Source organism: Vibrio sp. 10N.222.54.A3 (genome assembly GCF_041474095.1).
In the GTDB taxonomy this organism is placed as follows: domain Bacteria; phylum Pseudomonadota; class Gammaproteobacteria; order Enterobacterales; family Vibrionaceae; genus Vibrio; species Vibrio crassostreae_C.
In genome coordinates, this window is sequence record NZ_JBFRTN010000073.1 from 1 (window position 1) to 20,277 (window position 20,277).

The 20,277-nt window shown below is 46.3% G+C and carries 18 protein-coding genes; 6 read left to right on the forward strand and 12 right to left on the reverse strand.

The features are described 5' to 3' along the window. Window positions 1-42 precede the first annotated feature (42 nt). The gene (locus AB4507_RS15715) at window positions 43-1,833 is read right to left on the reverse strand and encodes an aminopeptidase P family protein (RefSeq protein ID WP_372182941.1); all 1,791 of its coding nucleotides are present in this window, start codon (window positions 1,831-1,833) and stop codon (window positions 43-45) included. A gap of 122 nt (window positions 1,834-1,955) precedes the next feature. After that, window positions 1,956-2,897 carry a LysR substrate-binding domain-containing protein gene (locus tag AB4507_RS15720; protein ID WP_017061320.1) on the reverse strand — a complete coding sequence of 314 codons (942 nt, stop codon included), beginning with the start codon at window positions 2,895-2,897 and terminating at the stop codon, window positions 1,956-1,958. Window positions 2,898-2,998: 101 nt separating this feature from the next. Here AB4507_RS15720 and AB4507_RS15725 point away from each other — a divergent pair, with 101 nt between their 5' ends. Both AB4507_RS15725 and AB4507_RS15730 read left to right on the forward strand, forming a co-directional pair. Further along, window positions 2,999-4,198 carry a multidrug effflux MFS transporter gene (locus AB4507_RS15725; RefSeq protein WP_029235524.1) on the forward strand — a complete coding sequence of 400 codons (1,200 nt, stop codon included), beginning with the start codon at window positions 2,999-3,001 and terminating at the stop codon, window positions 4,196-4,198. 102 nt (window positions 4,199-4,300) lie between these two features. After that, a complete protein-coding gene (locus AB4507_RS15730; RefSeq protein WP_009848181.1) occupies window positions 4,301-4,582 on the forward strand; it encodes a hypothetical protein in 282 nt (93 codons plus the stop codon). Between the two features lie 99 nt (window positions 4,583-4,681). On the opposite strand, the gene AB4507_RS15735 is transcribed toward AB4507_RS15730, so the two are convergent. The 4 genes from AB4507_RS15735 to AB4507_RS15750 all read right to left on the reverse strand — a co-directional run bounded on the left by AB4507_RS15735 (window position 4,682) and on the right by AB4507_RS15750 (window position 7,091). Continuing rightward, the gene (locus tag AB4507_RS15735; RefSeq protein WP_017061322.1) at window positions 4,682-5,140 is read right to left on the reverse strand and encodes a DoxX family protein; all 459 of its coding nucleotides are present in this window, start codon (window positions 5,138-5,140) and stop codon (window positions 4,682-4,684) included. 1 nt (window position 5,141) lies between these two features. Further along, window positions 5,142-5,909, reverse strand: a complete 768-nt coding sequence (locus tag AB4507_RS15740) for a DNA-binding domain-containing protein (RefSeq protein WP_372182942.1) — start codon at window positions 5,907-5,909, stop codon at window positions 5,142-5,144. Beyond that, on the reverse strand, window positions 5,906-6,766 hold the full coding sequence (locus tag AB4507_RS15745) for a DUF692 domain-containing protein (RefSeq protein ID WP_372182943.1): 861 nt from the start codon (window positions 6,764-6,766) through the stop codon (window positions 5,906-5,908). Before AB4507_RS15745 ends, AB4507_RS15740 begins: the two co-directional genes overlap by 4 nt. Window positions 6,767-6,830: 64 nt before the next feature. Beyond that, window positions 6,831-7,091: a DUF2282 domain-containing protein gene (locus AB4507_RS15750; RefSeq protein WP_004736650.1), complete on the reverse strand. Its 261-nt coding sequence runs from the start codon at window positions 7,089-7,091 to the stop codon at window positions 6,831-6,833. 264 nt (window positions 7,092-7,355) lie between these two features. Between AB4507_RS15750 and uvrD the strand changes: the two genes are divergently transcribed. Then, entirely contained in the window at window positions 7,356-9,530 is a 2,175-nt protein-coding gene (uvrD, locus tag AB4507_RS15755; protein ID WP_372182944.1) for a DNA helicase II, read from the forward strand. Between the two features lie 172 nt (window positions 9,531-9,702). Here the strand turns inward: uvrD and tpx are convergent, their stop codons facing one another. The 5 genes from tpx to rarD form a co-directional block, all read right to left on the reverse strand. After that, window positions 9,703-10,200, reverse strand: coding sequence for a thiol peroxidase (gene tpx / locus AB4507_RS15760; RefSeq protein ID WP_372118648.1), 498 nt, complete (start codon window positions 10,198-10,200; stop codon window positions 9,703-9,705). Between the two features lie 784 nt (window positions 10,201-10,984). Next, window positions 10,985-12,742 (reverse strand): gamma-glutamyltransferase, encoded by a 1,758-nt coding sequence (gene ggt, locus AB4507_RS15765; protein ID WP_372182945.1) that lies wholly within the window; start codon window positions 12,740-12,742, stop codon window positions 10,985-10,987. 91 nt (window positions 12,743-12,833) lie between these two features. Then, window positions 12,834-13,496, reverse strand: coding sequence for a LysE family translocator (locus AB4507_RS15770; protein ID WP_017061328.1), 663 nt, complete (start codon window positions 13,494-13,496; stop codon window positions 12,834-12,836). 98 nt (window positions 13,497-13,594) lie between these two features. After that, complete coding sequence (locus AB4507_RS15775) at window positions 13,595-14,389, reverse strand: AraC family transcriptional regulator (RefSeq protein WP_102320440.1); 795 nt, start codon at window positions 14,387-14,389, stop codon at window positions 13,595-13,597. Between the two features lie 86 nt (window positions 14,390-14,475). Then, window positions 14,476-15,384 carry an EamA family transporter RarD gene (gene rarD / locus AB4507_RS15780; RefSeq protein WP_017061330.1) on the reverse strand — a complete coding sequence of 303 codons (909 nt, stop codon included), beginning with the start codon at window positions 15,382-15,384 and terminating at the stop codon, window positions 14,476-14,478. Window positions 15,385-15,563: 179 nt separating this feature from the next. On the opposite strand from rarD, the gene recQ reads away from it, so the two are divergent. The 3 genes from recQ to AB4507_RS15795 all read left to right on the forward strand — a co-directional run bounded on the left by recQ (window position 15,564) and on the right by AB4507_RS15795 (window position 18,679). After that, complete coding sequence (gene recQ, locus AB4507_RS15785; RefSeq protein ID WP_372182946.1) at window positions 15,564-17,402, forward strand: ATP-dependent DNA helicase RecQ; 1,839 nt, start codon at window positions 15,564-15,566, stop codon at window positions 17,400-17,402. Between the two features lie 49 nt (window positions 17,403-17,451). Further along, entirely contained in the window at window positions 17,452-17,763 is a 312-nt protein-coding gene (locus tag AB4507_RS15790; RefSeq protein ID WP_372169655.1) for a DUF3630 family protein, read from the forward strand. A gap of 244 nt (window positions 17,764-18,007) precedes the next feature. After that, window positions 18,008-18,679: a 7-cyano-7-deazaguanine/7-aminomethyl-7-deazaguanine transporter gene (locus tag AB4507_RS15795; RefSeq protein WP_017061333.1), complete on the forward strand. Its 672-nt coding sequence runs from the start codon at window positions 18,008-18,010 to the stop codon at window positions 18,677-18,679. Between the two features lie 101 nt (window positions 18,680-18,780). Here AB4507_RS15795 and gppA read toward each other — a convergent pair whose 3' ends face one another. Further along, a complete protein-coding gene (gppA, locus tag AB4507_RS15800) occupies window positions 18,781-20,274 on the reverse strand; it encodes a guanosine-5'-triphosphate,3'-diphosphate diphosphatase (RefSeq protein ID WP_372182947.1) in 1,494 nt (497 codons plus the stop codon). Window positions 20,275-20,277: the final 3 nt, after the last annotated feature.

Genomic DNA, 20,277 nt, shown 5'->3' on the forward strand with positions numbered 1-20,277 from the left:
GCCTCCTCCTACTCGATTCATTAAGTTTGAATTAGCTAAGCATTAAGCATGAGCAAGTGGAGTGGTTGATTGGCGTAACCATTCCAATGTATCACCTTCAACTAATGGGCTAACATCGTTCCATACTTTCTGGTGGTAATCATTAAGCCATGCAAGTTCAGGTCGTGTCAGTAAATCGACGTTGATGTTGCGCTTATCGATAGGGCAACGTGTTAGCGACTCAAACGTTAGTACTGAGAAGTCACCTTGAGTTGGCAGCTCAACCACCAGTTCTAGGTTTTCGATACGGATACCAAATTCATCTGCACGGTAGTAACCCGGCTCGTTTGATAACACCATGCCTTCAACAAGAGGTACATCGATTAGCTTCTTAGAGATGCTTTGCGGACCTTCATGAACACTTAGGAAATGACCAACACCGTGACCAGTACCGTGGTCGTAGTCGAAGCCTTCTGCCCATAAGTGTTGGCGAGCTAGAATATCAAGTTGGAAACCACGAGTACCCTGTGGGAAACGTGCACGCGCGATACCGATGTGACCTTTAAGCGCTAACGTGAACTGCTGGATCATTTCGTCGCTTGGCTGGCCAATCGCGATAGTTCGAGTGATGTCGGTTGTACCATCTAGGTACTGACCGCCTGAATCGACTAGGTAAAGAGTATTCATCTCTAACTGACCTGGTTCAGGTTGGTTCTCGTGGTTGTAGTGACACATTGCTGCGTTGCCGCCTGCTGCTGAAATCGTGTCAAAACTTAGGTCCATCAGCGTTGGGTCTTGTTCGCGGAATGATTGAACTTTGTCTGCTAGCACAGCTTCATTGTGCAGATTACCTTGCGTGACTTCTGCATCAATCCAAGATAGGAACTTCGCCATCGCAACACCATCACGAATGTGACACGCTTTCATGCCGGCAATTTCAGTTTCATTCTTTGCTGCTTTTGGCATTAGGCATGGGTCTGCTGCTTCAATGATATGAGCACCAGAGTTTTGTAGAACCAGCGTGTACCAAGCGTTACTGGTACCTGAATCGACAGATACATTTTTGCCTTCCAAAGATTGAAGGCGTGCTTCAAGCTCTGATGGGTGAGATACGCGAATACCATTGCCAACGTGTGCTTCAAAGCCCATAGGAATACGAGCTGGGTCTAGGAAGAAGTCGACGCTTTCATCGGCGTGGATGATCGCATTGGATAACACAACAGGTAGGCGAGATACGTCCAAGCCGCGAATGTTAAGCAACCAACAGATCGAATCGAGTTCCGTAAGGATAGCGGCATCAGCACCTTTGGCTTTTAGTAAGCCAGCAATCTCCGCACGTTTGCTTTCACTTGATTGGCCTACTGCGTCTGTTGCCATTAAGCGAACATCAGATACCACCGGCTCAGGACGATCAGACCAAAGCTCATCAATTGGATTCGAAGATAGTGTTGTTAGTTCAACTTTCTCTGCCAGTTTAGCTTGAGCGCCTTTCAACCAAGCAGCAGTGTGCATGCGTGGGTCGAATGCAACCTTGCTGCCTTGTGCTAGAGAACTGGTGATCCAATCTAAAGCCGGCTCTTCAATAAGGTGGCGATACTCAAATAACTCTGCTGGTACCTGCTTACGAACCTGAACCGTGTAGCGACCATCAACAAAAATAGCAGCGTTCTCACGAGTGATAACTGCCGCACCAGCAGAGCCAGTGAAACCTGTTAACCAGTGAAGTCGCTCGTTATGAGCAGGAACGTATTCACCTAGATATTCGTCTTCATGTGGAATGATAACGGCATCTAGGTTGTTTGTTTCAAGCCAAGCTCGAACCGCAGCAACGCGTTCAGCAGTGATATTGTGCATCTGTGTTTATCCTTATTGTTAGGGTCCTTGTTAACACTCACAGTCGATATACATGCGAGGGGACTTATTAGGTCAATAAGCTAGCGCTTTTGTTCGTTTGCTGCAAACGCTGTACGCCATTTTTATCTAAGGTGCAGAGTTTTTTCTTTGATGATATCTCGTAGCCAAGTTAACGCTGGGTCATTTTCTCTGTCACGGTGCCAAAACAGAGTGTATGCCATCGGTGGGAATTCCATCGGTAAAGGGACAACCACTAAGTCGAGTTGCTTGGCGACGAGGTAAGTAAAGTGGCTTGGTGCAGTAAACACAAAGTCGGTGTAGGTACATAGGCTTGCGGCGCTATTGAAGTCTGGAACAGAAATAGCGATATCACGTTGGTGACCAAGGTCGGCAAGCTTATAGTCGAGCAGCCAACGATCGTTACCATCACATCTTACTTGTACATGACGCTGTGCAAGGTAGGTTTCCAGATCCCATTTGCCATTCAGAGCGGGGTGGTTGCGTCTTAGCACACACATCTGCGCGTCACGGTAGATCTCTTGCTCGCAAATATCATCTGGCGGCAGCATAGTTAAACGTGCGTCGTTGATGTCGATGTCTTTACCTGTGAGTCCGATATCGAGCTCACCGAGCTGCAGCTTCTTAAAGGTTTGCTCCGTCCAAGCGTGGGTGTTGATATTCACCTTAGGGGCTTGTCGAAATATCGCTGGTAAAAAGTGGGGAAGAATAAGTGGGTAAACGCTCTCAACAGCCGCAATGTGAAAACTGTGGTCACTGTTGTTGGGAATGAAGGTCTCTGGTTGGGTGAGCACATCAAGTTGGTTGATCAGCGTTTCTAATCGAGGTTTGAGAAAGACCGCCTTTGGTGTTGGTCGCAGACCATGAGCACTTCGCGTGAAAAGGGGATCATTAAATTGCTCACGAAGTTTGGCCAATGACTTACTAACCGCTGACTGGCTTAGGCACAATCGGTGGGCGGTGCGAGTCACACTTAGCTCTTCCATCAGCACCTGCAAGCAAACTAATAGATTGAGGTCGAGGCGCGATAGTTTCTCAATATTCATATGAGTTTCCTATTTGGAATAATGCTAATGAGTATATGCCATTTTTGTTCATATCTTTAGTTGGTTATTATGCACCTAAATTAACTCATTCGGAGAATCTTGTGCCTTCTAACGCGCTTCCAACCCCTAGTAAACTGCAGGTTGCTTTATTGGCAATGTTGGTTTTATTTAGCCCTCTGGCTATTGATATCTACCTACCAGCTCTGCCACAAATTTCGACAGCGTTTCACGTGGAACATGCACTAGCACAAGATACGATTACCTGGTTTTTATTCGCCATGGGTGTCGGGCAATTATTTGCTGGCCCTTTGGCTGATAAGCTAGGACGTCGAACCGTTGCATTGGGAGGTGTTAGTATCTATGCATTGAGTGCTTGCTTGGCGTGGGCAGCTCAATCGATTGATATGATGCTAATGGCTCGGCTGCTACAAGGCTTAGGAGCTTGTGCGACTTCTGTAGCAGCCTTTGCAACGGTTCGCGATCTATTTGGCCCAGAGAAGAGTGGCCGTATGATCAGCTACCTTAATGGTGCAATCTGTTTTATTCCTGCTTTGGCACCCATTCTTGGCGCTTGGTTAACACATCAATTTGGTTGGCGCTCGAACTTTAGCTTTATGGCAGGCTTTGCTGTCGTTGTTGGCACTATCTTATTCTTCCAAATGAAAGAGTCTAACCCTGCGACAGAAAAGGTTGCGGTATTCAAGCTTGAGCGATACTGGTCAGTATTGAAAACACCATCATTCCTTTTCCACGCAACCTTGTGTCTGATGGCGATGGCGGTTATCCTCGCTTATGTAACCTCTGCACCAGTTGTGTTGATGGAAAACCTAGGCCTGACCATGAAAGAGTTTACTTTCTGGTTTGGTGTTAATGCGGCCATCAACATTGCAGCTGCGTTTACTGCACCTAAATTTATGGACCGTTTTGGTACCTATAAAGCACTGGTGGTTGGTATCTCGACGCTGGGCTTAGCGGGTGTGATTATGTTGGTGCTTGCTGAGCACGCTACTCCAATCGCGTTCATGCTACCGATCTTCTTATCGTCAGTTGGCTTTGCTTGGATTCTTGGTGCTGCGGCAGGTAAAGCTCTAGAACCTTTCGGTGACCGTGCGGGTACAGCTGCTGCGCTGCTTGGCTTGTTCCAAATGAGCGGTTCAGGGCTTCTTGTGGGTACCATGCAACGTCTTGATTTAACGTCGCAAGTGATGATTGCTCTGCAAATGTTCCTGATTGTTCCTGCGTTATTAGTGCTTGCGAGCAAAGCGGGTAAGTCTTGGCACACGACGTTTGCTAAGGCATAAGTTACAAGGGTGACAAAATATACAAATGGCGGTTTTCGAAACGTTAAAACATGGTATATTTGTCACTCATTGAAACGTTAGTCCCCAACGGAAAATACTGTAATGTCATTAACAACCTACGAAATGGCGCGCGTCTTAGAACAAATGGAAGATGCACCTGAAAAGGTCATGTTTGGTAAACTGCTTAAAGAGCTAGGCAACCAAAGTGAAGAGCGTATTCGCAGTGCGGCAAAACAAGTTCCAATCGATACTTTGCGAGATATCATTTACCAATTTCAGCGTGTGGTAGAGTCTCGTAAGGGTGAGCAGGTTCAGCTATTGGCAAAAGAACTTGCAGAGCAAGGCATCTCTGCTGAAGAGCTACAAGCTTTTCTAAATAAGTAAGCTTATCCCAGTTAAAAAAGAAACCACTCAATTGAGTGGTTTCTTGCGTTTGGGCTGTAGCATTTAGCTTTAGCAGTTCAAAAGAGGTGAAAACTTATTTTAATTCCTGAACTGCGCTTTCAAAACTCTATCAAGTGAGAATGGTCCTGCGCCCCACACGACAACGATAAGAATCATTAACCCCCAAAGCTGATGATCGTAGAAGCCTTGATCCCACAATACAGGGTAAGACACGACAGCAATGATATTGAAAACGAACAACACCGCAGCCATAGGTCGTGTTAATAAACCGAGCGCTAAAAACATCGGTAGAATTAACTCAGCGGCAGTGCCCATGTAAGCAGCCAATTCCCAAGGTAGCAGTGGCACTTGGTATTCCAATTCAAACAAGTAAAGCGTGCTATCCCAAGTAGCTATCTTGGTGAGTCCAGAATTAAAGAATACCCACGCCACCCAAAGGCGACAAAATAGTAGAAGCACTGGAACAAAAAGTGCCTGTGATTTCTCAATCAAACTGTCGTATTGAGCCATCATGTTCGTGACTGTGTTGTTATCCATGTTATGCCTCCAATTCGGCATTGATTGAAAAACCTGAGATGACGTTTAGCGCCATAACAGTATTCAGATGTTGTAGTAATAAAGGATCGATTGCTGAGAGTGTTCGACCTGATTGCAATTCAGTGAGGAGTTGGTGGCTCTCTTCACTCAAACTATGGCTCTCAACCTGTGAATTCTCAGCTCGGATTAACACCCCAAATTCAGCTTGGTTGATGTCTAGCCCATCAAGTTGCTGCTGATAGATGGCGTGTTCAAGCGCGATAATCGTGTAACTAAAATGAATCAGTGTTATTGAATCTTTGAGATGAAAGACTAAAGCGCCTTGTTGCTCTTGTGGTACATCTGCAAGGCAAGAAAGAGGTCTCTGGTCGACATGTGCTTGTGACGAAAACCTTACCAAGCTATCTTTCTGCCATTCATACAAAGCCACTTCACCGAGATAAGGTGCAGCCTCAATAACGGCAGGAAAGGCTTGGATAGTCTGTTCAAAGTGTTCACCGTAACCACTGACATCACCAGAGGTCGATGGATAATGTAAGACATGTTGACGAGCCATCTGTTGGAAGCACTCTTCACCAACCAACATTTCAGTGAGTGGGTAGGTTGCTGCCAGAACTTCGCTCAAGCTGATCACAAAGTTATTACGGTAAATCTGGATGCGTTGTTCATCGGTAAAATGGTCGCTCACTATGTCGCAGTACTCACCATTGTTTTGATAGCGTAGGGCGTTAGCAAACTCCAATTGAACCTCTGCTAGGGAGTGGCTCATGAGGCGCGACTCCTTTGGTTGAACTTGTCGTGTTGATACAAGATATCACTGGCTTTGGTTGCTTCAGCCAATAAAACTTGTGGCTCTGGGATATCGAGATCCCACTCAATCAAGGTATGGCGCAAACCATGTTGTGCAACCCAGTCAGTGTAGAGTTTCCACACTTCGTCACAGACAGGTTTACTGTGTGTGTCTATCCAGATCTCACCTTGTTCAAGCTTCTTTTTGGTAAAACCTGCCAAGTGAATCTCTTCAACTTTGTCTGCTGGTATTCCGTTTAAGTACTCTTCACAACTAAAGCCATGATTAAAAGATGAGACGAAAATATTATTGAAATCGAGCAGTAGGCGACACTCAGTACGCTTTTGTACCTCAGCCAAAAACTCCCACTCAGGAATAGTAGAATGCTTGAAGGATAGGTAGCTCGATGGGTTCTCAATCAACATCGGGCGTTGCAAGCTGTCTTGAACCTCGATGACATTACGACAGAAGACTTCCAATGCTTCTTCTGTGTAAGGCAGCGGTAGCAAGTCATTGAAGTAATGACCACCTGTCTGACTCCAACTGAGATGATCAGAAACCAAGAAGGGTTTGATATCATCAATGAGCTCTTTTAATTGCACAAGATGATGTTGATTGATGCGCTCAACAGAACCTAGCGACAACCCAACACCGTGACAACTGATGTTGTGTGCGTGACGAATTTCTCTGAGTTGTTGTCGTTGCGGTGATTGAGCTAAGAAGTAGTTCTCGCTGTGAACTTCTAACCAACTTACTAAGGCTGGATTTTGGCTAAAGAAGTCCAAGTGCGGTGTTCTAAGGCCAACCCCTGCGTAGGAGTGAAGAGTTTGAGTCACAACGATTCTCCTAACAAGAAGTGGAGGTGAGCTGAATGTCAGCTCACCATACTAAGCAGCTCAATTATGATGATTGAGTGTTACCACCTGATAATTTGCCACATAGCCCTTTAGGTACGACTACGAACGCATCGGATTGGTTGTCTTCTTTTGCTGTACCCGCACATGAGCTTGTTTTGGTTGCACAATCATTTTGGCCAGCTTTTGCCACGCCGTAGCATTTTTCTTTTGCTGCTGCTTCCGCAGGTGCTGATGTAAGAACTGCACCGCCGAACGCTAGTACACTTGTGATTGCAGCTGTAACAGCAAGATTAGAATTTTTCATAGTCATTACCTCTAGGACTTAATAGTATTTTCATATCGCAGGTTAATGGATTGTTAACTTGCTTACTAAAAAGGATTGGAACAACCGGGAAATAATTTCACGGCATTATAAAAAATATCAACATTAATGATGTTTCATCTCTTAAGTTATTGAATTAATGATGTTAATTTTTGATTGTTTTTTCTTCTTATTATCCTAAACGCAGCCTAGTGTTTAGGTTATAATCAACTTTTATGTATAAATACCCAGTAGTGAGCATATCCAATGATAGATCCTTCGCTTTTACTCGATGGCCTAAACGATAAACAACGTGAGGCGGTCGCGGCACCTTTAGAAAACCTACTTATTCTGGCAGGTGCAGGCAGTGGTAAAACGCGAGTGTTGGTGCATCGTATTGCTTGGCTGCAAAGCGTAGAGCAAGCATCGCCGTTCTCTATTATGTCGGTTACCTTCACCAACAAAGCGGCAGCAGAGATGCGTGGTCGTATTGAAGAGTTGATGATGGGTAGTTCGTCAGGCATGTGGAACGGCACCTTCCACGGTATTTGTCACCGCATCCTTCGTGCTCACTACCTAGATGCAAAACTGCCAGAAGATTTCCAGATCATTGATTCTGATGATCAGATTCGTTTGCTACGCCGCTTAATCAAGGCGCAAAACCTTGATGAAAAGCAGTGGCCTGCCAAGCAAGCTTCTTGGTGGATCAATGGTAAGAAAGACGAGGGAATACGCCCAAGTCACATTGACGCCTACCATGATCCAATAACTCAAACGTGGTTAAAGATCTATTCTGCTTACCAAGAAGCATGTGACCGTGCTGGCTTGGTCGACTTTGCGGAAATCTTGCTGAGATCGCATGAGCTATTACGCGATAAGAAACACATCCGAGAGCACTACCAAGCACGCTTTAAGCATATCCTTGTCGACGAATTCCAAGATACCAACAACATCCAATACGCTTGGCTTCGCATGATGGCTGGCCCAGATTGTCGCGTGATGATCGTAGGCGATGATGACCAATCTATCTATGGTTGGCGTGGTGCGAAGATCGAAAATATTCAGAAGTTCTTGGATGAATTCCCAGGTGCTTCGACGGTTCGACTTGAACAAAACTACCGTTCAACCAAAACCATTCTGCAGGCGTCGAACGAGCTTATCTCGAACAACACCGAGCGTATGGGTAAAGAGCTGTGGACTGATGGCAACGATGGCGAGCCAATCTCTGTGTACTCGGCTTATAACGAGCTAGATGAAGCGCGTTTCACAGTTAGCAAAATCAAAGAGTGGCAAGAGAAAGGCGGTGCGTTAGAAGATACCGCAATGCTATATCGTAATAACGCTCAATCGCGTGTTCTTGAAGAAGCTTTGATCCAAGGTGGTCTCCCTTACCGAATCTACGGCGGCATGCGATTCTTCGAGCGTCAGGAAATCAGAGACGCCTTGAGCTACATGCGCTTAATGAGCAACCGCAGTAATGATGCGGCGTTTGAACGTGTGGTTAATACGCCAACGCGTGGCTTGGGCGATAAAACGTTAGAAACGATTCGTCTTGCCGCTCGTGATCGTGGTGCAACCATGTGGGAAGCAAGTGTTGCTTTGATAGAAGAGCAAGTGCTACCCGGTCGTGCTGCGGGTGCATTGAGTCGCTTTATCGAGCTGATTAATGCGCTTGAAGATGACACGCTAGAACTTAGCCTGCATGAACAAACCGACCACGTGATTAAATCGTCGGGTCTGTTTGCGATGTACGAGCAAGAGAAGGGTGAGAAGTCGAAGGCTCGTATTGAGAACTTGGAAGAATTGGTAACGGCAACGCGTCAGTTTGAAAAACCAGAAGAAGCGGATGAGATGAGCATGCTTACTGCTTTCTTGACTCATGCAGCGTTAGAGGCGGGTGAAGGTCAGGCTGATGAGTTTGATGACGCGGTTCAGCTCATGACTCTGCACAGTGCCAAAGGCCTAGAGTTCCCAATGGTGTTCATGGTGGGTGTCGAAGAAGGCATGTTCCCAAGCCAGATGTCGGCCGAAGAAGCGGGGCGTTTAGAAGAAGAGCGTCGCCTGTGTTACGTAGGCATGACCCGTGCGATGGAGAAGCTTTACATCACTTATGCTGAGATGCGTCGTCTGTACGGTCAGGACAAATATCATAAGCCATCACGTTTTATTCGTGAGCTGCCAGAAACCTGTCTGGATGAAGTGCGTATGAAAGCGCAAGTCAGCCGCCCTGCAAGCAGTGGTCGCTTTAGCCAAACCGCTGTGAAAGAGAACTTCAATGAAACAGGCTTTAGCTTGGGCTCTCGCGTGAAGCACCCTAAGTTTGGTGAAGGCACCATCATCAACTTCGAAGGAAGTGGCCCACAAAGCCGAGTTCAAGTGGCGTTTAATGGTGAAGGGATTAAGTGGTTAGTAACGGCTTACGCGCGTTTAGAGCAGCTTTAATCTATTACTTTAATATCTAAAAAGCAGTTTGGTCTTTAAAAACCGTTCAGCATTCAAAAGTAATCCGCATTAAAAACAGAAAGAGCAGCCAATGGCTGCTCTTTTTTATTGCTCGAAACCAGTCTAAATAGGCAGGTTCCGAGCTTAAGGCATTCCTGCCTAGAAAGGAGACTTACAGTGCTGCAAGTGCCGCTTCGTAGTTTGGTTCTTCAGTGATCTCTGCAACCAACTCACTGTGTGTTACCACACCCTTTTCATCAACAACGACAACTGCACGTGTTGTTAGGCTTGCTAGTGGACCTTCAGCAATCGCTACGCCGTAGTCTGATGCGAATGTAGGAGAACGGAAAGTTGAAGCGTGTTGAACGCCTTCAATGCCTTCTAGTTCGCAGAAGCGACCTGCAGCAAATGGTAGGTCAGCAGAAATACAAACCACAACCGTGTTCTCAAGTTCTGCTGCTTTTGCGTTGAACGTACGTACGCTCGTTGCACAAGTTGCTGTGTCGATGCTTGGGAAGATGTTTAGAACCACTTTCTTGCCTTCAAGAGAAGCAAGAGTCAGTTCAGAAAGGTCGCCTGCAGTCAGTGCAAAGCTTGGTGCTTGTTCGCCAGTTTGTGGGAATGTGCCTGTTAGTGGTACAGCAGCGCCTTTGAAGGTAACGTGTGACATGAATTTGTCCTTAGTTTAATTATGGTTATGAAACTAGTTGAGCCTAGTAAGACTTACGTTACTCGGAAGTGGTTAAGAAGTGAATGCTTTAAATGTCAGAATTGTAATTAAAGGTCTTTGATTTATTTGTTTGAGAGAGGAATAAGTGAAACGACAGATAAAGAAAAACCCCGAGAGCTTGCGCTCATCGGGGTCTATAGTCTTACTCGCAGCAATCCGGCTACTAAGTGTGCTCCATGCATCAAATCCATGATAGTGTGCTGTTATCCTTCAGCGTATTCCTTTCGTCGCCTTCCTAGCGGTGTCCTTGATCTTATCCTGATCTGCCAACAATCCTCGTTAGCGCGCGTCACTTGTTCCTTGAGCGGTGTCCTTTACATCATCCTGATGTTCAGTCCTTTCCTCGTCCAGAGGTGTCCATTGTCTTTCCTTAGTAGCAACCATCCTAGTTACTATTGCGTCCATTCAATGTCCATTTCGCTATCCATGCCGATTATTCATCCTGAGTAATCGAATCTTCATCCTGAAGATAACCAAGTCCTTGGCGTTTCCTGTTCCGTGTCAGCATCCTTCCGACACCATTCATATTACCGATTCCTTATTTATCAGCAATGGTGCATAAGCGAATTTCTATATAATTATTTGAATGATAAATGTACGTATCGTTTTATTTCAATTGGTTACGATATCTAGGTGACTAATTTCGTCATCAAATGTCGATATTTACTCACTACCTTGTGAGAGATCTCGCACAAGGCAGCGAGTAAAAAGGGAGGATTATTCCCTACTGACCAATGGCTGCACCTTCACGACGAGGGTCTGCAGCGCCTTCTAAACCATCTTTTGTGATGCGAATAGCGTGTAAACCCGAGTTAAGATCGCGAATGTTGACCTCAAATCCCATCTTTTCTAGCTCAGGTTTGAAGTTTTCCGCAGATGTTCCTTTTTCCAAATCTAAGGTACCGAAGCGATTTAGGAAGTGTGGTTGGTTGATCGCTTGTTGGATATCCATGTCCCATTGGGTGTGAGCAATGATCGCTTGTGCCACATAACCTATGATGCGGCTACCACCCGGAGAACCGATCGCCATATAAGGTTTATCGTCTTGCATGATGATGGTCGGTGCCATTGAAGAACGTGGGCGCTTACCCGGTTCAAGTCGGTTCGCGATAGGTTTGCCATCGTTATGAGTCTTGAATGAGAAGTCGGTTAGTTCGTTATTGAGTAGGAAACCTCTAACCATCAAACGTGAGCCAAAGGCATTCTCAATAGTGGTAGTCATCGATACGACATTGCCATCACTATCGACAATGTTGAAGTGGCTGGTGGACGGCAACTCAATAGAAACATCTTGGCTTCTCTGCATCGCATGATCCCACGGTGGGGTGCCTGAAGGTGCGCTGTCTAATGCCTTACCTGCGGTAATTAACTGAGCACGCTCTTGCAAATAGTCAGTATTCACTAACCCTTGGGTTGGCATAGGCACATAATCTTGGTCTGCCATGTACATACCACGGTCTGCAAAGGCTAAGCGAGAAGCGTCTGCTAACACTTGCCAAGATTGTGCGTCGTTTGGCCCCCATGATTTGAGGTCAAACTGCTCAGTCATTGCAAGGATTTGTCCAACCGTTAACGCACCAGAGCTTGGTGGCCCCATTCCGCAAATATCGTAGCTTTCATAAGCAGAGCAAACCGGTTCGCGCTGCTTGATCGAATAGGCGTCGAAATCTTTCTGTGCCAATACGCCCGGGTTACCTTTCGCTGTTTGTATTGTGTTAATGATGTCGGCAGAAATCTCACCTTGGTAGAAAGCTTTAGCACCATCCTTGGAGATAGCGTGTAACGTTGCCGCGTATTCAGGGTTCTTAAGTTGCGTGCCAGCGGCTTTTGGGCTGCCATCGGCATTGAAGAAGTAGGCTTTAGTTGTCGCAAAGCGGCTCAGACGTTCTTGGTCGTTTTCGATCAAGGTGGCTAAACGTGGGCTGATAGTAAAACCTTCTTCAGCTAACTGAGCGATAGGTTTAATCAGTGATGCCCATTCGAGCTTGCCGTATTTCTGGTGAGTGTCCCACAGCAATTGCACCGTGCCCGGCGTGGCAACAGAACGACCGCCAACCACGGCATCATAGAATTTAAGCGGTTGTCCGTTTTCGTCTTGGAATAGACGTGGGGTGGCATCAAGTGGCGCAGTTTCACGGCCATCGTAGGTCTTGAGCTGTTTGTCTTTGCCATCAAAATAGACAAGGAACGCGCCGCCACCAATACCTGATGACTGAGGTTCCACTAAGCCAAGCATAAGCTGCACGGCAACCATGGCGTCAATTGCGTTACCACCACGGGCAAGTACATCAGCACCGGCTTGTGTTGCAAGAGGGTTGGCTGCGGTGACCATCCAATCGTTGGCTTTAACGAGTTGTTTGGTTTCTAAACCACTACTTTGTTCGGGTGCGACGGAATCGGCAGCTTGATTTGCCCAACTGACGTGAGAGGCAAAAAGTAGCGTAGAAGTGGCGAGGGTTGTTAGTTTTGTTTTCCACTGCATGATCTTCTCCTTTTAATATGCAGAGCTAGATTGGCAGCGGAAAGATTAGATAGCCAGTGCGTTGTTAACGAATTGTAATCTTGATTCGAATTTAAGCGATTAAACCGGACAGCGACTGCCAAAGAATACTCGCGCCAATCAGGCTGAATACCACGCCACATAAGCCATCGATGTATACCGTTGCTTCGCTGAGCTTCTTCTGTAGAGCCTTAGTCGAAAGCATCCACGCCAGTAGTGAAAACCAAAACAGAGACAGACCAAACAGGATAATAAGCGCAAAGCCTTTACCTGATAGAGACATGTCGGCAGGCACTAAGCTCGACATCAAGCTAATAAAGAACACCAAAGCTTTTGGGTTGAGAATATTGGTCGCAAACCCTTTCGAAAATGCCTGACGCTTGTTGGTCAGAATCAGATCTTTGGCATTGACGGTATCGTCGTCATCGTCGTGGTTCTGAATGATTTGCCAGGTTGCTTTAAGTGCACCGTAGCCTAAGTACAGCAAGTAGCTACCGCCAGCCAACTGGATAATGGCAAATAGGGTTGGTTGCTGGTGGACTAGGTAACTGATTCCCGTCAGGCTGAGCAACGAATGCAGTAAGATCCCGCAAGATAAACCAAGCGCAATGTACAAGCCTGTTTGTCTGCCGTGGCGTGTCGCATTTTGCACGACTAACGCAAAGTCAGGGCCGGGGCTCATCAAAGCGATGAAATGGATAGAGGCGAGGGTGATCAGTATGGTGACTTCGTTCATGTCAGTTCTCAATAACGTTGCCGCTATTATTAAATAAGTAATCGTATTGAGCGTAGCTTACCGCGATTTGAAATCGAGCAATTGTAAATTATCAACACTTAGTTGATTTGTGAGGGTGGTACGCCGAATGTGGTTTTGAATGCCTTGGAGAAGTGTGCTTGATCATAGAAGCCTACTTGGTGCGCGACTTTAGTACCACAAATCCCAGATTTAATCAGGCGCATGCTCTGTTCCATACGTAAACGGCTCAGCCACGCGTAAGGGGTGATGCCCATTCTGTTCTTAAAGTGGCGTTGGAATTGAGTTGTGGTTAAGCCGCACAGCTCAGACAGTTGTTCTAATCGCACTGGCTGGTCCAAATTCGCCATCAAATAGTCTTTTAGCGTGTTAACCGATTGAGTACCAAGCTGTACTTGAGTTTTCGATCCAAACTGAGCGTAACGATCGACGATCGTCGAGAATCCCTCGAATGGTAAGCAATCTTGAGCGAGTTGGCTGATGTCTTGATTGATTAACAGACCGTGCAAGTTGCGTAATTGTAAAAATGCAGCTTGATCGGAGAGGATCAACTCAGAAAAGCCCAATGTGTGACCATTTTGCTTGGGATCGGCAAGATCTTGAAACCATTCGGGAGAAACTGCAAACACACTGACTTGATAACCTGAATCGAGTTTGGAGTGCCCATCATGCAGCTCATCAGGTGGCATGATAACAACTTGGCCTGCACCGACATGGTGGCTCGCCCCTTTGTAGGCGAACTTTTGCTGCCCTTGGGTAATTAAGCCGATGTGAAAGTCCAAATGATAGTGGCGTTGAAAGGCAAACTCTTGGTATTGAGCTTGGATCAGGCTGATATCTTCTGTTGGGGTAGAGTAGTAGTGGACTTTATCCATGGTACAAAAAAGCTTGGTCAAATAGTCATCAATTCAACCAAGCTTATCTGCGTATTAAGGGATTGTCTTGTAAAAAACGATCAATATCACTGTTTCGCGCGTTTGTTCTTCTTGTTGTTACGCAGGCCATCAAAGCTGAAAATAACCAGTGCTCCCCATATGAAAGCAAAGGTGATCGCTTTATCTGAGGTAAAGGCTTCGCCGTAGATCAGAACCGCCAGTAAGAACATCAAGCTTGGACCGATGTACTGGAAGAAACCGAGTGTTGATAGCTTCAAGCGAGTTGCAGCGCCAGTAAAACACAGCAATGGAACCGTGGTGATCACACCGGCAGCAACCAGTAATAGGTTGAGTTGCATCGGGTTCATCGATAAGTTTGAGGTCGGGCTATCGGCAATAAACAGTAAGTAGGTTGCGGCGAGAGGCAGCATCACCAGAGTTTCAATGAACAGACCCGTTTGTGCTTCTAAGCTGACTTTCTTACGCAGCAAGCCATAAAAGCCAAAGCTAAAGGCTAGGGCAATGGCGACGATCGGTACTGAGCCGAAGGCAATTAATTGGATTAATACGCCAATCGCAGCAAGAGCCACAGCAAACCATTGCAGCTTACGTAAGCGTTCGCCGAGGAAGAGCATCCCAAGTAACACGTTAATCAGAGGGTTGATGTAATACCCCAAACTGGCATCGAGCATGTGATTGGAATTCACCGCCCAGATAAAGATCAGCCAGTTTGCACCCACCAAAATAGATGTCGCCACCAAATAGAGCATTTTTGGTTTTGAGGTCAGGGTGTCACGGACTTTACGCCAGCTGCGGCCAATGTGCAGTAAGAAAGCGAGTAGGAAAAAAGACCATACTACACGGTGGCTGAGGATCTCTAACGGGGAAACGTCACTTAAAGATTTGAAATATATAGGGGCGATACCCCACATTGTGTAAGCGCCGACGGCAAGCAAAACTCCTTGGCGCGTACGTTGTTGTTCTTCCTGTGTCATGCAACTTTCTCTAGCATTGAGTGCTTATTAATAAGATTTATAAGAGAGTTGGTCAGTATAGGAGCGATAACCCTTTTCACCTAACAATTTGCGGTTTAATTCACCAGCATTCCACTCTACAATGTGCGACTTGCTTGCCAATGTCGCATGCTGACTTTATACCTCGATTAGGAACCACAATGACCGCCACTCTGATTGCTGAGCAAACACCAACTCCCGCGAATGATGCGCAAACCATCTTGCAAGATGTGTTCGGCTATCAAAGCTTTCGCGATGGTCAGCAAGAGGTCATTGATTTGGCCGTTGAAGGCAAAGACAGCTTGGTGATTATGCCAACCGGTGGTGGTAAATCTCTGTGTTACCAAATTCCGGCTTTGGTTCGTGAAGGGCTGACTCTGGTTATCTCACCGCTGATCTCGTTGATGAAAGACCAAGTCGACCAATTGAAGGCCAATGGTGTTGCCGCTGAGTGTATTAACTCTTCAATGCCACGTGACCAATTGCTGAATGTGTTCAATCGTATGAACTCAGGTCAGCTGAAAATGGTGTATGTGTCACCAGAGCGTGTGTTGATGCGTGACTTTATCGAGCGTCTTCAGGGTTTACCGCTTTCAATGATTGCAGTCGATGAAGCGCACTGTATCTCTCAATGGGGTCACGACTTCCGCCCTGAATACGCATCATTAGGCCAGCTTAAACAGTACTTTCCGCATGTGCCTTACATGGCGCTCACAGCAACCGCTGATGATGCGACGCGTAAAGATATTATCTCGCGCCTACAGCTCCTGGACCCGCATACTTACTTAGGCAGCTTTGATCGCCCTAATATTCGCTACAACTTGGTTGAGAAGCACAAACCCGTGTCACAGGTGGTTCGCTACCTAGAAACACAAAAGGGCAATTGCGGCATCATCTACTGTGGTAGCCGTAAGAAAGTGGAGATGGTGACCGAGAAGCTGTGCAATAACGGTATTCGCGCCGCGGGTTATCACGCTGGTATGGACACCGATGAGCGTGCTTACGTTCAAGAAGCCTTCCAACGCGATGATATTCAGATCGTGGTCGCGACTGTGGCTTTCGGTATGGGCATCAACAAACCCAACGTACGTTTCGTGGTGCACTTTGATATCCCACGTAATATCGAGTCTTACTATCAAGAGACAGGCCGTGCAGGTCGTGATGGTTTGCCTGCTGAAGCGATGATGTTGTTTGACCCGGCTGATATGGGTTGGCTGCGTCGTATGCTAGATGAGAAAGAAGAAGGCCCACAGAAACAAGTTGAGATGCACAAGCTGAATGCGATGAGTGCCTTTGCTGAAGCGCAAACGTGTCGTCGTCAGGTTCTGCTTAACTATTTTGGCGAATATCGCGAGAAGCAATGTGGCAACTGCGATATCTGCTTAGATCCACCAAAACACTTTGACGCGACCCAAGAAGCACAGAAGGCGTTGTCTTGTGTGTACCGTGTGAATCAGTCATTTGGTATGGGCTACGTGGTCGAAGTAATGCGAGGCATGCAGAACATCCGTGTCCGCGATAATGGTCACGATAAGCTATCTACCTACGGTATTGGCCGCGATCACAGTCATGATTACTGGATCAGTATCTTCCGTCAGCTGATTCATAAAGGCTTGCTGTTCCAGAACATCACTCGTAACTCAACTTTACAGCTAACAGAAGAAGCCCGCCCGCTGCTGCGCGGTGAGATGTCTTTGGAATTGGCTGTTCCTCGTTTAGATACAGCGGTGCGTAATGCTAAGTCCGATAAGTTAAGTAGCAAGAATTACGATAAGAAGCTGTTTGCGAAACTGCGTAAGCTGCGTAAGTCGATTGCTGATGAAGATGGCTTGCCACCATATGTGGTATTCAGTGACGCGACCTTGATTGATATGGCTGAAATACTACCTACTTCATACGGAGAAATGCTGGCAGTCAACGGTGTCGGTCAACGTAAACTCGATAAGTACGCAGACCCATTCCTAGATCTGATTCAAGAACACATCACCACACACGGCTAGTTTGAAAGAAACGTCTAACTAATAGAAAAAGAATAAGGTTAATAGGGACATGACAACACAAACAGAATTTGGCTTAAGAGAGTATCTGGCTGAGGAAGGGCGTTTATTGATTACGTCTCCAAGTTTTGATTTTGATTCTTATGAAGTGTTAGGTGAAAAGCTGGTGGCATTGCTGTCAGCGTCTGTTGTTGAAAAACAATGGGACGCCGATATGCAGTCTTGGTTGATTGATTTTGAAGATTGTCGAATGTTCTTAAAGTCTGAGCATTACAGTGAATCAATTTGGTTTGAGTCGTTAAACGCGGAAGAGAGCCGAGAAGAGTTTGATTATCTCGCGACGCTTTTCAAGCGCGGTTTTTAACTTTAGGCATAGCTTCTAAAGCACAGCTTCTAGCGCTATTCACCAATAAAAGTGAGGATAAACGTTTGCGTTTGTTCTCACCATTGCAGCCAATATTGATTAATGTATAATCGCCCGCCGCTCAATAGAGCAAATTATAGAAACATTTTTAATTCACATTATTGGTAAGAGCTTTCTTGGATTATTCGAAGAAATGACTCGATTTGGGTTCCCTCACCCCCAAACCAAACTAAAAAGGTACAGCATGAGTAACTTTACCCCTGCGCAACAGCGCAAAGCCCTAGCACTATTAGTTTTGTTCCATTTGGTGATTATTGCGTCAAGCAACTATCTGGTTCAGCTACCTTTTACCGTCTTCGGTATGCACACCACTTGGGGTGCTTTCACTTTCCCGTTTATCTTCCTAGCGACCGATCTGACCGTACGCATTTTTGGCGCGCAGCTTGCCCGTAAAATCATTTTCTTAGTGATGCTACCAGCTCTGGCCGTTTCTTATTTCTTGTCAGTGGTGTTCTTTGAAGGTTCATTCCAAGGCTTTAGCCAACTAGGTGAGTTCAACTTGTTTGTTGCACGTATCGCCGCGGCGAGCTTCATGGCTTATTTACTGGGTCAGATCTTGGATGTACATGTTTTTAACCGCCTACGTCAGCTTAAACAGTGGTGGGTAGCCCCAACATGCTCAACGTTATTCGGTAATGCCATTGATACCATCGCATTCTTTGCGATTGCTTTCTACCAAAGCCCAGATCCATTTATGGCCGAGCATTGGACTGAGATTGCCTTAGTCGATTACGGATTCAAACTTATCATCAGCTTAGGCTTGTTCGTGCCTATGTACGGCGTGCTTCTTAACTACATTGTTAGAAAGCTAACCGCAGTGAACCCTGACTTTAAAGCGACAGGCGTGAACGCTTAAGTTTGAGATTTATAACACAAAGCATTAATGCAGCGATAAGAAAAAGCCCAAGTTAGTCTACTAACTTGGGCTTTTTTAATTTCTAGCGTCAGATACTAATATCAGAGGCATTCAATATTCAATGGCCAGCCAATATCGGTTTGTCTATTCGACTCGATCTCTAGCTCAGCAGCGGTCAGCGGGTTGTCTGCTAGCCATTGCTTAGAAAGCGTTAAGGTCAGGTTGTTACCATCGGTTGCAAGCTTAAACTCAGGCTCTAGCGCTGGATTGCGACGGTGGGTCAGCAAAATAGCTAAACGCAGAATTCGTAAAATACGCTTGCTGCTGGTGCCTGAAATTGCATGTTGCTCTGGCAATGAGGTTAACTGTTCACGGTAGCGACGTGTTAACTCACCCAAGTAGTGCTTTTGCGCTCGAGTAAAGCCTGGCAGGTCTAAGTTCTGCAGTAGGTAAGCGCTGTGCTCGCCGCCTTTTTTGAAATCGATGGTTAAACCAATCTCATGAAGCTTAGCTGCGGTTTGCAATAGCACGCCAGCTTGAGGTTCTGAAACCCACTCTTCGGCGCCCGCTTGCTCTAACAGAGTTTGTGCGACGACAGCAACTTGTTCACCGTAGCTTACGTCCATTTGGTAACGTGATTGCACGCTCTTGATGGTACGCGCACGAATATCTTCTTGGCGAAGTTCATCCACCATCTCGTAGGCTAGGCCTTCACGGAGTGCGCCGCCTGCGAGTGTCATTGAATCTATTTCAAGTAGCTCAAAAATAGCGATAAGAATAGAAAGGCCACTCGGGAACACTAATGCACGCTCTAGGGTTAATCCTTCTATTTCTAGCTCTTCCAAGCGCTCAGTAATCATGGCTTGTTTCTGTAAACGCTTAAGCTTGGCATGAGTAATGACTTCATCCATGCCTTGCGCCAACATGATTTCTTGCAGTGCTTGAACGGTACCACTGGCGCCAACACACACATCCCATCCGATATCAGTGTAGCTATCTAGAATAGGAGCCAACGTAGACTTAGCCGCTTCAATGGCATTGTTAAAGTTGGTTGCGGTTAATTGGCGATCTTTAAAGTGGCGCTCAAGCCAGGTAACACAGCCCATCTTCAGGCTAGTTAATGCTTTCGCTGAGAAGCCTTCACCGATGATCATCTCGGTACTCGCGCCACCAATGTCAACAACTAGTCGGCGACCACTGCCACCAGAAGTGTGTGCTACGCCTTTATAGATAGTCGCAGCTTCTTCTTCACCAGAGATAACATTGATATCGTAACCAAGGATCTGGTTCGCTTTCTCTAGAAAGATACCCACATTGGTCGCTGTACGCAGGGTCGCGGTACCTACAATGCGGATATTTTCTTTAGGAATGTCTTGCAGTCGCTCTGCAAAGAGACTCAAACAGTCCCAGCCTCGCTGCATCGCTTCTTTACTAAGTACGTTATTTTCATCTAAGCCTGCGGCTAAACGAACTTTACGCTTAATCTTAGCCATGGTTTGCACGCTGCCATCGATATGGCGCACAACGAGCATATGAAAACTGTTCGACCCGAGGTCGATTGCAGCGTAAAGCGGGGATGACACTGTTTGGCTCATAAG

Coding starts and splice junctions, on each gene's coding strand:
- AB4507_RS15715 (WP_372182941.1), bottom strand. CDS start 1,833: ATGCACAATATCACTGCTGAACGCGTTGCTGCGGTTCGAGCTTGGCTT.
- AB4507_RS15720 (WP_017061320.1), bottom strand. CDS start 2,897: ATGAATATTGAGAAACTATCGCGCCTCGACCTCAATCTATTAGTTTGC.
- AB4507_RS15730 (WP_009848181.1), top strand. CDS start 4,301: ATGTCATTAACAACCTACGAAATGGCGCGCGTCTTAGAACAAATGGAA.
- AB4507_RS15735 (WP_017061322.1), bottom strand. CDS start 5,140: ATGGATAACAACACAGTCACGAACATGATGGCTCAATACGACAGTTTG.
- AB4507_RS15740 (WP_372182942.1), bottom strand. CDS start 5,909: ATGAGCCACTCCCTAGCAGAGGTTCAATTGGAGTTTGCTAACGCCCTA.
- AB4507_RS15750 (WP_004736650.1), bottom strand. CDS start 7,091: ATGAAAAATTCTAATCTTGCTGTTACAGCTGCAATCACAAGTGTACTA.
- uvrD (WP_372182944.1), top strand. CDS start 7,356: ATGATAGATCCTTCGCTTTTACTCGATGGCCTAAACGATAAACAACGT.
- tpx (WP_372118648.1), bottom strand. CDS start 10,200: ATGTCACACGTTACCTTCAAAGGCGCTGCTGTACCACTAACAGGCACA.
- ggt (WP_372182945.1), bottom strand. CDS start 12,742: ATGCAGTGGAAAACAAAACTAACAACCCTCGCCACTTCTACGCTACTT.
- AB4507_RS15770 (WP_017061328.1), bottom strand. CDS start 13,496: ATGAACGAAGTCACCATACTGATCACCCTCGCCTCTATCCATTTCATC.
- AB4507_RS15775 (WP_102320440.1), bottom strand. CDS start 14,389: ATGGATAAAGTCCACTACTACTCTACCCCAACAGAAGATATCAGCCTG.
- rarD (WP_017061330.1), bottom strand. CDS start 15,384: ATGACACAGGAAGAACAACAACGTACGCGCCAAGGAGTTTTGCTTGCC.
- recQ (WP_372182946.1), top strand. CDS start 15,564: ATGACCGCCACTCTGATTGCTGAGCAAACACCAACTCCCGCGAATGAT.
- AB4507_RS15790 (WP_372169655.1), top strand. CDS start 17,452: ATGACAACACAAACAGAATTTGGCTTAAGAGAGTATCTGGCTGAGGAA.
- AB4507_RS15795 (WP_017061333.1), top strand. CDS start 18,008: ATGAGTAACTTTACCCCTGCGCAACAGCGCAAAGCCCTAGCACTATTA.
- gppA (WP_372182947.1), bottom strand. CDS start 20,274: ATGAGCCAAACAGTGTCATCCCCGCTTTACGCTGCAATCGACCTCGGG.